This is a genomic window from Geobacillus sp. (assembly GCF_017515625.1).
Classification (GTDB): Bacteria; Bacillota; Bacilli; order Bacillales; family Anoxybacillaceae; genus Geobacillus; species Geobacillus stearothermophilus.
Genome location: NZ_JAFWFM010000141.1, coordinates 1 through 12,476 on the forward strand (window position 1 = coordinate 1; position 12,476 = coordinate 12,476).

At 52.1% G+C, this 12,476-nt stretch carries 12 protein-coding genes and 2 pseudogenes; 1 reads left to right on the forward strand and 13 read right to left on the reverse strand.

Features of this window, described 5'->3' with window-relative positions:
• Positions 1-488: 488 nt before the first annotated feature.
• From IKE44_RS08515 to IKE44_RS08570, 12 genes and pseudogenes are all read right to left on the reverse strand, one after another.
• A complete protein-coding gene (locus tag IKE44_RS08515; RefSeq protein WP_033016911.1) occupies positions 489-1,775 on the reverse strand; it encodes an adenylosuccinate synthase in 1,287 nt (428 codons plus the stop codon).
• 152 nt (positions 1,776-1,927) lie between these two features.
• Positions 1,928-3,292 carry a replicative DNA helicase gene (dnaB, locus tag IKE44_RS08520; protein ID WP_049624893.1) on the reverse strand — a complete coding sequence of 455 codons (1,365 nt, stop codon included), beginning with the start codon at positions 3,290-3,292 and terminating at the stop codon, positions 1,928-1,930.
• A 111-nt stretch (positions 3,293-3,403) separates the two neighbouring features.
• Positions 3,404-3,853 carry a 50S ribosomal protein L9 gene (rplI, locus tag IKE44_RS08525; protein ID WP_287465627.1) on the reverse strand — a complete coding sequence of 150 codons (450 nt, stop codon included), beginning with the start codon at positions 3,851-3,853 and terminating at the stop codon, positions 3,404-3,406.
• A complete protein-coding gene (locus tag IKE44_RS08530) occupies positions 3,850-5,826 on the reverse strand; it encodes a DHH family phosphoesterase (RefSeq protein WP_049626066.1) in 1,977 nt (658 codons plus the stop codon). The genes rplI and IKE44_RS08530 overlap by 4 nt, the downstream gene beginning before the upstream one ends.
• A 47-nt stretch (positions 5,827-5,873) precedes the next feature.
• The gene (locus IKE44_RS08535; protein ID WP_033016903.1) at positions 5,874-6,800 is read right to left on the reverse strand and encodes a YybS family protein; all 927 of its coding nucleotides are present in this window, start codon (positions 6,798-6,800) and stop codon (positions 5,874-5,876) included.
• A gap of 78 nt (positions 6,801-6,878) precedes the next feature.
• A complete protein-coding gene (gene rpsR, locus IKE44_RS08540; protein ID WP_008880812.1) occupies positions 6,879-7,115 on the reverse strand; it encodes a 30S ribosomal protein S18 in 237 nt (78 codons plus the stop codon).
• A gap of 41 nt (positions 7,116-7,156) precedes the next feature.
• Positions 7,157-7,651 (reverse strand): single-stranded DNA-binding protein, encoded by a 495-nt coding sequence (ssb, locus tag IKE44_RS08545; protein WP_033016904.1) that lies wholly within the window; start codon positions 7,649-7,651, stop codon positions 7,157-7,159.
• A 29-nt stretch (positions 7,652-7,680) separates the two neighbouring features.
• A complete protein-coding gene (gene rpsF / locus IKE44_RS08550) occupies positions 7,681-7,968 on the reverse strand; it encodes a 30S ribosomal protein S6 (RefSeq protein ID WP_033008861.1) in 288 nt (95 codons plus the stop codon).
• A 259-nt stretch (positions 7,969-8,227) separates the two neighbouring features.
• Positions 8,228-9,328: a redox-regulated ATPase YchF gene (ychF, locus tag IKE44_RS08555; RefSeq protein ID WP_033008860.1), complete on the reverse strand. Its 1,101-nt coding sequence runs from the start codon at positions 9,326-9,328 to the stop codon at positions 8,228-8,230.
• Positions 9,329-9,395: 67 nt separating this feature from the next.
• Positions 9,396-10,010, reverse strand: a pseudogene (locus IKE44_RS08560) (molybdopterin-dependent oxidoreductase); the annotation flags it as partial.
• Between the two features lie 157 nt (positions 10,011-10,167).
• Positions 10,168-10,365 (reverse strand): DUF951 domain-containing protein, encoded by a 198-nt coding sequence (locus IKE44_RS08565; protein WP_033008859.1) that lies wholly within the window; start codon positions 10,363-10,365, stop codon positions 10,168-10,170.
• A gap of 19 nt (positions 10,366-10,384) precedes the next feature.
• Complete coding sequence (locus IKE44_RS08570; RefSeq protein WP_044743675.1) at positions 10,385-11,284, reverse strand: mechanosensitive ion channel family protein; 900 nt, start codon at positions 11,282-11,284, stop codon at positions 10,385-10,387.
• Positions 11,285-11,471: 187 nt separating this feature from the next.
• Here IKE44_RS08570 and yyaC point away from each other — a divergent pair, with 187 nt between their 5' ends.
• Positions 11,472-12,092 (forward strand): spore protease YyaC, encoded by a 621-nt coding sequence (yyaC, locus tag IKE44_RS08575; protein ID WP_033016907.1) that lies wholly within the window; start codon positions 11,472-11,474, stop codon positions 12,090-12,092.
• 134 nt (positions 12,093-12,226) lie between these two features.
• On the opposite strand, the pseudogene IKE44_RS08580 reads toward yyaC, so the two are convergent.
• Positions 12,227-12,346: pseudogene (locus IKE44_RS08580) on the reverse strand (DUF554 family protein); the annotation flags it as partial.
• Positions 12,347-12,476: the final 130 nt, after the last annotated feature.

The following is a 12,476-nucleotide window of genomic DNA, read 5'->3' on the forward strand; positions in this document are numbered from 1 at the left end:
AGCAGGTGGTTGTTCGGTCTTCCGTCACGCCTTGGCGTGACGGGGCAAGCCTATGGCTTGCCTTCGACAGTCGAAAATGGACAAACCGCTTTTCCGTCAAGGATATGTTAAACTTCTTCGTTGCATCTATATAGATGCAATTTAAAGCTTTAACATTTTTCGTTTTTACCGGTCATTTCATCCGAATGTCAAGTGACCGAACAACACCGCTTAAAGACCCATGAATGGGTCTTTAAGCGAGTCGTTGTTCGGTCTTCCGTCACGCCTTAGCGTGACGGAGGCAAGCCTATGGCTTGCCTTCGACAGTCAAAAATGGATGAGCCACTTTTCCGCCAAGGATATGTTAAACGATTTCGTTGCATCTATACAGTGAAAAGGGCATAGACGCAAGCGCATGACCCCGACCACGGACGGAACCGCTTTTCCTCCGCGAATGAAAAAAGCATAGACGCATGTGCATCTATGCTTTGGTGTTCACCGCTAGCCGCTTATGCATAAACGCTGCGGACGACGTTCGTTTGCGAGCGGTCCGGACCGACAGAGAAAATCGAAAGCGGGATGCCGGTGAGTTGGGAAATGCGTTCGACATAGTGGCGGGCATTGGCCGGCAGCTCGTCCAAGCTTCTCACCCCGGTGATATCTTCCGTCCAGCCCGGCAGCTCTTCGTAAATCGGCTCGCATTCCGCCAAAACTTTTAAGCTGGCTGGAAACTCCTCGATCACTTCACCGCGATATCGGTAGGCGACGCAAATTTTCAACGTTTCAATGCCGGTCAACACGTCAATCGAATTGAGCGACAAGTCGGTGATGCCGCTCACCCGGCGGGCATGGCGAACGACGACGCTGTCAAACCAGCCGACGCGGCGCGGACGGCCGGTTGTCGTCCCATATTCGCGGCCCACTTCACGAATGCGGTCGCCGATTTCATCATGCAGCTCGGTCGGGAACGGCCCATCGCCGACGCGCGTCGTATAGGCTTTTGCCACTCCGACGACGTGCTTGATTTTCGTCGGGCCAACGCCAGCACCGATCGTCACCCCGCCGGCCACCGGGTTGGAAGACGTAACAAACGGGTACGTCCCTTGGTCGATATCGAGCATGACGCCTTGCGCTCCTTCAAACAGGACGCGGCGTCCTTCATCAAGCGCGTTGTTCAATACGACCGATGTATCACAGACGTATTTTGCGATTTGCTGGCCATACTCGTAATACTCTTCAAAAATGTCCTCGAAGCGGAACCCTTCGGCACCGTACACTTTTTCGAACAACATGTTTTTCTCTTCCAAGTTGCGGGCCAGCTTTTCCGCAAACACATCGCGGTCGAGCAAATCGATGATGCGGATGCCGATGCGCGCTGCTTTATCCATGTACGCCGGCCCGATTCCTTTTTTCGTCGTGCCGATTTTATTGGTGCCTTTCCGCTCTTCCTCAAGCCCATCCAATTTCAAATGATACGGCAAAATGACATGGGCGCGGTTGCTGATGCGCAAATTATCGGTCGAAACGCCGCGCTCATGCAAATAGGAAAGCTCGGCGACAAGCGCTTTCGGATCAACGACCATGCCGTTGCCGATGACGCAAATTTTGTCTTTATAAAAAATGCCCGACGGGATTAAGTGAAGCTTATACCGCTCTCCGTTAAACACGATCGTGTGTCCGGCGTTGTTCCCTCCCTGGTACCGGGCAATGACTTCCGCGTTTTCCGATAAAAAGTCTGTAATTTTCCCTTTTCCTTCATCGCCCCATTGCGTGCCGACAACAACGACTGACGACATGGCGAGCACCTCCAGTTTCCTCGGTCTAAACATTGTCAGTGTATCAGTTTTTCGGTGCAAAGTCAATGAAACACGAACATTTTAAACAGTTATAAACTTTTTGTTCGTCTATTAAACCCGAAAGGAGGCGCCTGCCGCCAACGTGAGCCGGTTTACGCCCCCGGCGGAATTTGCGCCTCATCGAAGCGGCGCTCTAGGTTGACAAACTTATTATACTCTTTAATAAAAGCGAGCTGCACCGTTCCGACTGGACCATTGCGCTGTTTGGCAATAATGATTTCAATGATGTTTTTGTTCTCAGAATCTTTGTTGTAATAGTCATCGCGGTACAAAAAGGCGACAATGTCGGCGTCTTGCTCAATGCTTCCGGATTCACGAATATCGGACATCATCGGCCGTTTGTCTTGGCGCTGCTCGACGCTGCGCGACAGCTGCGACAAGGCGATGACCGGCACTTCAAGCTCGCGGGCGAGCGCCTTCAGCGAGCGGGAAATTTCCGATACTTCCTGTTGGCGATTTTCTTTGCTACGTCCGCTCCCTTGAATGAGCTGCAAATAATCAATGACAATCATGCCGAGCCCGCTTTCCTGCTTAAGCCGGCGGCATTTGGCGCGAATGTCGCTGACGCGGATGCTCGGCGTGTCGTCGATATAAATGCCGGCGTTCGATAAACTCCCCATCGCCATCGTCAGCTTGCCCCAGTCTTCCGGCGTCAATTTGCCGGTGCGCAAGTTTTGCGCGTTAATGTTGCCTTCTGCACAAAGCATCCGCATCACCAGCTGCTGGGCGCTCATCTCCAAACTGAAAATGGCGACATTTTCATTCGTTTTCGTCGCTACATTTTGGGCAATATTTAAGGCGAACGCTGTTTTCCCAACCGACGGCCGGGCGGCCACGATAATCAAATCGCTCCGCTGAAAACCGGACGTCATCCGGTCAAGCTCGGTGAACCCGGTCGGGATGCCGGTGATTTCCCCATCCCGGTTATGGAGCATCTCAATATTGTCATACGTTTGCACGAGAATGTCCTTAATATTTTTAAAGGCGCCCGAATGCTTCCGTTGGGAAACCTCCATAATTTTGCGCTCAGCTTCATCAAGCAAAACGTCGATCTCGTCTTCCCTTGTATATCCGTCTTGCGCGATCGATGTCGCTGTGCGGATGAGGCGGCGCAGCACCGATTTTTCCTCGACGATGCGAGCGTAATATTCGACGTTGGCCGCTGTTGGCACGGCGTCGGCGAGCTCGCTTAAGTAGGAGACGCCGCCGATTTCCTCAAGCTGCTCGGAAGCGGCGAGTTCCGCCGTCACCGTCACCAAATCGACCGGCTCCCCCCTGTCGGCGACGCGAAGCATGGCGTGAAAAATTTTTTGATGGGCTGCACGGTAAAAATCCTCTGGGATTAAAATTTCCGAAGCAGGCATTAACGCAGCGGGATCCAAAAATACGGCGCCAAGCACCGCTTGCTCAGCTTCAATGCTTTGTGGAGGAATTCGTTCTGAAAACAGCTCGCTCATCGTTTCACCACCTTTTCCCCCGTTGTATCTTTCTCTGTTGCAGCTAATAAGCAAAGGAGCCCCGCCGCAGCGGGCGGGGGCATCTTCGCTTCCTGAAATGAGACGTCGCCGTTATTTTTGTTCTGTCACATGCACTTTCAGCGTCGCCGTTACCTCTGGGTGGAGTTTCACCGGCACGTTCGTGTATCCAAGCGCGCGAATGGCATCGGCAAGCTCAATTTTGCGCTTGTCGAGCTTCAAGCCGTGTTGGGCTTGCAGCGACTCGGCGATTTGTTTGCTCGTAATCGAGCCGAACAAACGGCCGCCTTCGCCTGCCTTTGCTGGAATGGTTACTGTCAGCTTCTCAAGCTGTTCTTTCAATTTTTTCGCATTCGCCAGCTCCTCGGCCGCCTGGCGCTGCTCTTTTTGTTTTTGCGCCTCGAGCGCCTTTAAATTGGCTGGCGTCGCTTCAATGGCCAGCCCTTGTTTAAATAAGAAGTTGTTGGCATAGCCGTCGGCGACATTTTTGATTTCCACTTTTTTCCCTTTTCCTTTGACATCCTTTAAAAAGATGACCTTCATGATGGCTTACCCCCCTCAAAATAGTCATGAATGGCTTCCCGCAGTTGCCGCTCCGCCTCTCCGACCGTCACCCCGGACAGTTGGGCGGCAGCATTTGTCAAATGTCCGCCCCCGCCCAACTTCTCCATAATGACTTGCACGTTGATGTCGCCAAGCGAGCGGGCGCTGATGCCGACCGTCCCATCTGCCCGCTTGGAAATGACGAAAGAGGCGGCGACGCCGCTCAGCGTCAGAAGCGTATCGGCGGTTTGCGCGATCAACACTTGATCGTGCACCTCGTTCTCGCCCCCCTTGGCGATGGCGATGCCGTGTTCATCAATCACCGTCCGCTCGACCAATTTCGCCCGTCTGACGTAATTCGTTACGCTTTCCCGCAGCAATTTTTGCACAAGCACCGTATCCGCTCCTTGGGCGCGCAAATACGACGCCGCATCGAACGTGCGGGAACCGGTGCGGAGCGTAAAACTCTTTGTGTCAACGACGATGCCGGCAAGAAGCGCCGTCGCCTCCAGCATCGACAGCTTCACCCGCTTCGGCTGGTACTCAAGCAGCTCGGTGACCAATTCCGATGTCGATGAAGCGTACGGCTCCATGTAGACGAGAATCGGCGCTTCAATAAACTCTTCGCCGCGACGATGATGATCGATGACGACGATATGATCCATGCGGTACAGCAGTCGTTCTTCAACGACAAGCGACGGACGGTGCGTATCCACGACGATGAGCAGCGTATCTTCTGTCACGAGCTCAAGCGCCTGCTCCGGTTTGATGCATCTCGACCATAAATCAGCATGTTTTCTCATTTCTTCGAGCAGCCGTTGCGCACCTGCATCCGTTTTTGCCTGGTCAACAACAATAAACCCTTCCTTTTGGTTTGATTGAACGACCTTTAAAATGCCAATCGCCGCCCCGAGCGCGTCCATATCCGGATATTTATGCCCCATAATGAGCACCCTATCGCTTTCAGCGATGAGCTCGCGAAGCGCATGGGAAATGACGCGGGCGCGGACGCGTGTCCGCTTTTCCATCGGGTTCGTTTTTCCGCCATAAAACTTCACTTTTCCGTTTCCGTGTTTGATCGCTACTTGATCGCCGCCGCGCCCGAGCGCCAAATCCAAGCTCGATTGCGCAAGCGTCCCAAGTTCTGGCAGTGGGGATACGCCGGCGCCAATGCCGATGCTCAACGTGAGCTGGGCTTGGTGTTTGGCCGTCTGCTCGCGAACCTCATCCAAAATAGAAAATTTGCTTTTTTCCAACCGGGTCAATATGTGCTCATTCAATACGGCAATGAATCGATCCGACGACGTTCGCTTTAAAAAGATGCCGTAATCGTTCGCCCATCGGTTCAACACAGAGGTTACAAGGCTGTTCAATTGGCTTTTCGCTTGATCGTCCATCCCTTGCGTAATTTCATCATAATTATCAAGAAAAATGATCGCCATCGCCAACCGCTCTGCCTCATATTGCCGTTTCAGCTCCATATGCTCTGTAACATCGAAAAAGTAAAGAAGCCGTTCGTGGCGGCGGACGATGACTTTCAGCTGTTTTCCGTTCAGTTCCATAATCTCCTCGTCCGCCTTTCCTTTTTTGACGAAAGCGGCCAACGGTTCGGACAGCTCGGCAAGCGAGCGGCCAACCAACGTCTGTTCCTTAAAGCAGGAGGCTAAAAACCGGTTCGACCATTCGATTTTCCCTTCCTCATCGATGAGCATGATGCCGATCGGCATCTGCATAAGCGCTTCCTCGCCGACTTTCTTCACCCGATACGACAGGTTGGAAATATATTGCCCCAGCTCTTGATACAAAGAGCGCTGTGACCAAATGACATAATAAAGCGTAAACCCAACGGTGAGAAAGCCGATCAGCCCAAGCAGCCAGTGGAAATAAAACAGGCCGGCCGCCATGAGCACCGCCAAGGCGGCTAACGCATAGGATGGATAGCGGTATGCTTTCCTCTCGTAAAAATGGGACATTCAAGTCAGCTCCTACACTGAAGAAATGGCTCACCTTATCCAATTATTTATAGGCGGCGGCGCAAATCAAATCCTAAATCAATTATACCGAATATCGCCACAAGATAAAGTAGAAAAGGCAGGAATAAACAAACAACCGTCCCAGCGATCACCACGCCTTTCGCAATGCCTTTTTTGTAGGCGGCGTAATACAAAAACGAAAATCCTTGTACTGCCATGGCAAGCTGCAGCACATAAGAGAGGTTCAATACAGCAATATAAGGGAAAGTTCCCTCGGCAAACGGAAACATGGAAAGAACAAGCACCATGATGTATATCCATAGCACGCTTTTTGGCAAGGAGAGCTCACGAAACGGCGGCCACGTGCCGACCGGGAGCTTCAGCCGCTTCATAATGGGCAGCGAGACCATGATGGTCACGTAGGCGAGCGCCAACGCAGCGATGACAAACAGCGTCGGAACCATGTAGCCGATCAGTTCGATTCCTTGTTCAAGCTGCTTTTGCATCCCAGCTGGCGGCTTTTGGCCCATCGCTTCCATCATGCGCATCGCCGTATCAAACGACTCGCGCACTAAACCAAGCGTATCCCGGATCATGTCAACTTGGAAAAATTGAATCGAAATGATGTAATCAAGCACGATGTTGGCTAAAAACACGAGGGCGCCGACAAGCCAGATGAGATAGCGGTTTTTCTGTTTCGCCAACATCGCGCCGACCGTTATGCCAACAGTGCCAAACATAAGCGCCATCGGCAGCGACAAAAACGAACCGATAAGGCTGGAGACAACGAGAGCCGCAACGAGCAGCAACCAGGCAGGGGCAAGCCCGTGACGCATCGTAAACACCATAAATGGAAGCGCTAAAAACAGGGCAGCGACAAAGCCGATCACCGGCACGTACAACGCCATCAAAAACAAAACGGCAAACAGCGCGAGTTCGATGGCTGCTTCAGTGAGGGCGTGCGTTTTCCGCAATGAACGTTCTCCTTTCCATCTAGTTTACTCAGCATAAATAGAAAAAGCAGTAAGGTCCCCCTTACTGCTTTTTTCAGCTCACTCATCGGCAACGTACGGCAACAGCGCCATTTGGCGCGCCCGTTTGATTGCGACCGTCAGTTTGCGCTGATATTTCGCGCTCGTTCCCGTCACACGGCGCGGTAAAATTTTGCCGCGTTCAGAGATGAATTTTTTCAGCAAATCAACGTCTTTGTAGTCGATGTGCGTGATGTTGTTTGCCGTGAAATAACATACTTTGCGGCGTTTGCCACGACCGCCTTTCCGTCCTGCCATGCTTCGTTCCTCCTTTCCGCTTCTATCGTTTCCATGATCGTTCAAAACGGTAAATCATCGTCGGAAATATCAATCGGCTGGCCGTCATTGGCAAAAGGATCTTCGTCGAGGAGGCCAACCCCTTTCTCGCTTGAATGACGGTGGTTCTGATCTTGTCCGAATGGGAACGGATCCCCATAGTATCCGCCTGCTGCTGCCCCACGCTGCTCATTGCTTCCTTTTGGCTCAAGAAATTGGACGTTGTCAGCCACCACTTCCGTCACATACACGCGTCGGCCTTCCTGGTTTTCATAGCTGCGGGTTTGCAGCCGGCCGTCAACCCCGGCCAAGCTCCCTTTTTTCAAGAAGTTGGCGACGTTTTCCGCTTGGCGGCGCCAAACGACGCATTGAATAAAATCCGCCTCCCGCTCGCCCTGCTGATTCGTAAACGGGCGGTTGACCGCGAGCGTGAACGTGGCAACAGCCACTCCGCTTGGAGTGTAGCGCAACTCCGGATCTTTCGTTAACCTGCCGACCAAAATGACGCGGTTAATCATCAGAACCACCTCGTACTATATACAAAAAATTATTCTTCTTCTTTCACAACGATATGGCGGATAATGTCTTCGCTGATGCGCGCTAAACGGTCAAATTCTTGCACCGCTTTCGGCTCTGCCGTGACGTTGACAATCATGTAGTAGCCGTCGCGATATTTTTCAATTTCATAGGCTAAACGGCGTTTGCCCCAATCCGTCACATTCGTAATCTCCGCACCGTTTTCTTTCAACACGTTGTTAAACCGCTCGACGAGAGCTTGTCTTGCTTCATCGTCCATGTTCGGGCGGATGATGTACATGATTTCGTATTTTCTCACGCTCGTCACCTCCTTTTGGTCTAAACGGCCCTTCCCGTCGAAGGGCAAGGAGCAATAATCATTACTCACATTCGTTGATTATACCATGACTGTCGGCAATAAGCAAGGCTATTCCGCTTCATTCCGATGACGGAAACATTCGCCAGAATTAGCACTGGAAGTTCACCACGCCGCCAATCATTTTCCTTTCTCCGCGGCATTGCACATGGAACTCACGCAGTCTGCCGCCCCTTGGCCGCGGACTCTGTCGACAATGGCGTTACACATTGAACCGGAAGTGCATGATGTCGCCGTCTTGCACTTCGTAATCTTTCCCTTCCAGCCGCACTTTGCCGGCTTCGCGCGCCGCCGCCATCGAGCCGGCAGCGACTAAATCGTCGTATGAAACGGTTTCAGCGCGAATGAACCCGCGCTCAAAGTCAGAGTGAATAATACCGGCGCATTGCGGCGCCTTCATCCCTTTGCGAAACGTCCATGCCCGCACTTCTTGTTCACCGGCGGTAAAAAACGTCGCCAGCCCAAGCAAGCTGTAGGCGGCGCGAATGAGCTGATCGAGGCCGGATTGTTCAATGCCGAGCTCTTGCAAAAACTGCTGTTTTTCCTCATCGCTGAACTCGGCGATTTCTTCTTCAATTTTTGCACAGACGACAATCACTTCCGCATTGTCGCTTTTGGCAAACTCACGCACTTCCGCGACGAACGGATTGCTCTCCGGATCAGCGACATCGTCCTCGCCGACATTGGCGACATAAAGCATCGGTTTGGTCGTCAGCAAGTGCAGCTGCTTGACGACTTTCATCTCTTCATCGGCAAACTCGATCGTGCGCGCCGGCTTGCCGGCTTCGAGCGTCTCTTTCAGCCGCAGCAAAATTTCGTATTCAAACGCCGCCTCTTTGTCTTTTTGCTTGGCGATTTTGCCCACCCGCTCCATTCGTTTGTCGACCGTCTCCAGGTCAGCAAAAATAAGCTCTAAGTTGATCGTTTCAATATCGGCGAGCGGATCGACTTTGCCGGCGACGTGGGTGATGTTTTCATCGCTGAAGCAACGGACGACTTGGCAAATCGCATCAACTTGGCGAATGTGCGACAAAAACTTGTTTCCAAGCCCTTCCCCTTTGCTTGCTCCTTTCACGATCCCGGCGATGTCGGTAAACTCAAAAACCGTCGGCACGGTCCGCTTCGGCCGAAACATGTCGGTCAGGACGGTCAACCGCTCGTCCGGCACTTCTACGACGCCGACGTTCGGTTCAATCGTGCAAAACGGATAATTGGCCGATTCGGCACCTGCTTTTGTAATGGCGTTAAACAACGTCGATTTGCCGACGTTTGGCAACCCGACGATTCCTGCTGTCAATCCCATTCGTTCCACTCCTCTTTCCCGTTCGCATCTTCCCTCATTATATGGGCTGGCACAAAAAATGACAAGCTTCAATGCGCACAGTTTGCAGCGCCGGAACGAGAGGGGAATGCTGAGAATGGTTGGAACGGAGCGGATGGATCGTCAACAACCGGTACGGATACTTGGCGGCCAATGCCGGATGAGCTTCTTCCGACTCAGCCGGGTACATGATTTGCAGCCGGCCGTCCATTCCTTTTTGCCGGGCAATGTTCGAAGTGAATTCATATTTGCCGCTTGGCGTTTGGAAACGGCGGTCATGCCATGGCACCGGCTCGACGGGCAGAAGAACGCGATGCTCGGCTTTGATCCGCTCGAGCGTAATCCCGTGTGTTTCCAACGGGCGCAGCGCCATGGCGAGAAACTGCTCGCGCGTATAGGCGAACGCATCGCCAAAGCCAAGCCGTTTGGCCAGCTCCGTCCAAATCCAAAGATCAGGCTTCGCATCGCCCGGCGGGTCGACGAGCTTCGGCCCGTAATTCAAATACGCATGGTACATTGACGAACAATAAACGTCTTCTTCCTCAAACGAAGCCGCAACCGGAAGGACATAATCAGCAGCGGCGGCGGTATCAGTCATAAACTGTTCAAAGACAACAACAGTGTTGACCGAGGCAAACGCCTCTTTCATTAAATTCGTATTCGGGCTGACGCAAAAGCCCCTTTTTGATGAGATGCAACCGAAGTATGGGAAAGAGACCCCCTCCTGAAACCCTTGGCTTTACCGGATGTTTCGTGGCGGTCTATGTTTCCATGCTGCTCCAGATAGGAGCGTTACCGCTCTTTTGGATCAGCCCCTTTTGTCATTCTTCATGCCTGACTAACACTTTTTTCATTTTGCGAATAAACTCTTTGCGCGGCAACAGAACGCTGTGGGCGCACCCCTCGCATTTGATGCGGATATCCGCGCCTAAGCGGATCACTTTCCAACGGTTCGTGCCGCACGGGTGCGGCTTTTTCATCTCAACGATATCATACAAGCCAAATTCCTTCTCTTCCATCTGCTCACCTCCATGATTGTCATGATTTCTGCCCTTGCCATTTGGCATCAAGCGGCTCCTCTCCGCTTCGCCGATGCAACACGAACCTTGGGTATGCCATTTCGATTCCGCGTTCGTCTAAAAGCATCTTTACTTCTTTGCGGATGGCTCTTGCCACACCGACATGGCACATCGGCTTCGTTTCGCATGTAATACGAAGCACCATTTCCGAGTTCACTAAGTTTTGCACGCCAAGCAACTGCGGCGGTGCGACCATATCCTCGTATTTGTCCGGCAACTGCGGCAGCAGTTCACGAATCGCTTTTTCCGCCTCTTCAATATCTTCTTCATAGGAGATGCTGATGTCCACTACCGCCAAACTGTTGTGAAGTGAATAGTTCGTCACTTGCGTAATGCTGCCGTTAGGCAAAATATGCACTTCTCCCGTCCAGCTTTTAATTTTCGTCACCCGAAGCCCGATCTCTTCCACATACCCTTCAAAATTGCCGATGCGGACGTAATCGCCGACCGCAAACTGGTCTTCAAAAATGATGAAAAACCCGGTGATGATGTCTTTTACTAAGCTTTGCGCCCCGAAGCCGACGGCCAGGCCAACAACCCCGGCCCCAGCCAACAACGCTTTGACCGGAACACCAAACGTATCTAAAATCATCAACAGCGCAATAAAATATAGTACGTACGTAATCACATTGTCTAACAGCCGCGTTAACGTCATCTCTCGCCGTTCCGAAATGCGGATCGGTGCTTTCTCCCGCACTTTGAACATATTATGAACGGCTATTTTCAACACTTTCACTGCTGCGGCGCATATGAGTAGGATAAGAACAATCTTAAGCGCCCCTGTTCCAATTCGAAGCCATAGCTCCTCATTCGTCAACAGCTCGAGCAGCCGGTTAACCGTTTTTTCCATCGCATTCAATGTTGACGACACCTCAACCTTTTTCTATTCTGCGCTTTTATTTTAACAAGATGGACCGCCGATTTGTAGTCAAATGCAGGCAACGGGCGAAAAAGAAAAGACAAGAAAACAAACATCGAGATGTATATGATTCTTTTATTTTCCGTATACTGTTAATAATTTTGAACCGAAAGTAGGAGTGAATCGCATGAGCATACCGTCGATATTTTTCTCTTCCCGGGAAGAAAGGAATCGCGTTTTTTATGATGAACAGGGGGCGGCATCGTCCATCGCCTGGCGAATCACTTCGCTGCTTCCCGATCCGCTCGTTCAACCGATTGCCGTCGTCTGCATCGGCACGGACCGTTCGACCGGCGATTCGCTTGGACCGCTCGTCGGCACGATACTGAAGGAGAAGCCATTGGCCCGTTTTCACGTATACGGAACGCTTGAAGAGCCGATTCATGCGGTCAACTTGGAAGAAAAAGTGGGGGCCATTCAGCTGATTCATCGCGATCCGTTTATCATCGCTGTCGACGCTTGCCTCGGACGGTTGAAAAGCGTCGGGGCCATCACCGTGTCGAAAGGGCCGGTTCGCCCCGGAGCCGGAGTGAACAAGCAACTTTCCCCTGTCGGCGACGCCCATATTACTGGAGTCGTCAATGTGAGCGGGTTTATGGAATTTTTCGTCTTGCAAAATACGCGTCTTCATCTCGTCATGAATATGGCGAAAACGATCGCCAACGGCATTTATGAAGCGGAGCGGCACATCATCCGCAAAGAGCGAGCCACCCAACCGCTTCTGAAAGACCGGCATTCCTTATGGTAAACAGCAAAATCCCCTCTCATCCGGCTGTTGTTCTTAAAGAGGGGATTTCTTTTGCGCGCCTTGAACGCCCGGTTTAGGCGCTCCCTCTGCACGGACGTCGTTTGTCCGCTCTCGGCCGAAGAGGCGGCCGTCTATTAGACGAATGAAAGAACACACACGGCAGCCGCCACGACAAGAATGCTCGGCAGCAAATTCGCCACGCGAATGTTCGTCAAACCGAGCATATTCAGCCCGATGGCCATAAGTGAACTACCCACCACCTACGCTTCGCTTAGAGGTGGGGGCTTCAAGCGACTTGTGTGTGTTCGCTGAACGGTAAGCCACACACAAGAACCCTTTACGCTTCCCTTCGTTCCGAAGGTGTCCGTTCTAGCCATATTCTAT

Coding starts and splice junctions, on each gene's coding strand:
- IKE44_RS08515 (WP_033016911.1), bottom strand. CDS start 1,775: ATGTCGTCAGTCGTTGTTGTCGGCACGCAATGGGGCGATGAAGGAAAA.
- dnaB (WP_049624893.1), bottom strand. CDS start 3,292: ATGAGCGAGCTGTTTTCAGAACGAATTCCTCCACAAAGCATTGAAGCT.
- rplI (WP_287465627.1), bottom strand. CDS start 3,853: ATGAAGGTCATCTTTTTAAAGGATGTCAAAGGAAAAGGGAAAAAAGTG.
- IKE44_RS08530 (WP_049626066.1), bottom strand. CDS start 5,826: ATGTCCCATTTTTACGAGAGGAAAGCATACCGCTATCCATCCTATGCG.
- rpsR (WP_008880812.1), bottom strand. CDS start 7,115: ATGGCAGGACGGAAAGGCGGTCGTGGCAAACGCCGCAAAGTATGTTAT.
- ssb (WP_033016904.1), bottom strand. CDS start 7,651: ATGATTAACCGCGTCATTTTGGTCGGCAGGTTAACGAAAGATCCGGAG.
- ychF (WP_033008860.1), bottom strand. CDS start 9,328: ATGGGATTGACAGCAGGAATCGTCGGGTTGCCAAACGTCGGCAAATCG.
- IKE44_RS08565 (WP_033008859.1), bottom strand. CDS start 10,365: ATGGAAGAGAAGGAATTTGGCTTGTATGATATCGTTGAGATGAAAAAG.
- yyaC (WP_033016907.1), top strand. CDS start 11,472: ATGAGCATACCGTCGATATTTTTCTCTTCCCGGGAAGAAAGGAATCGC.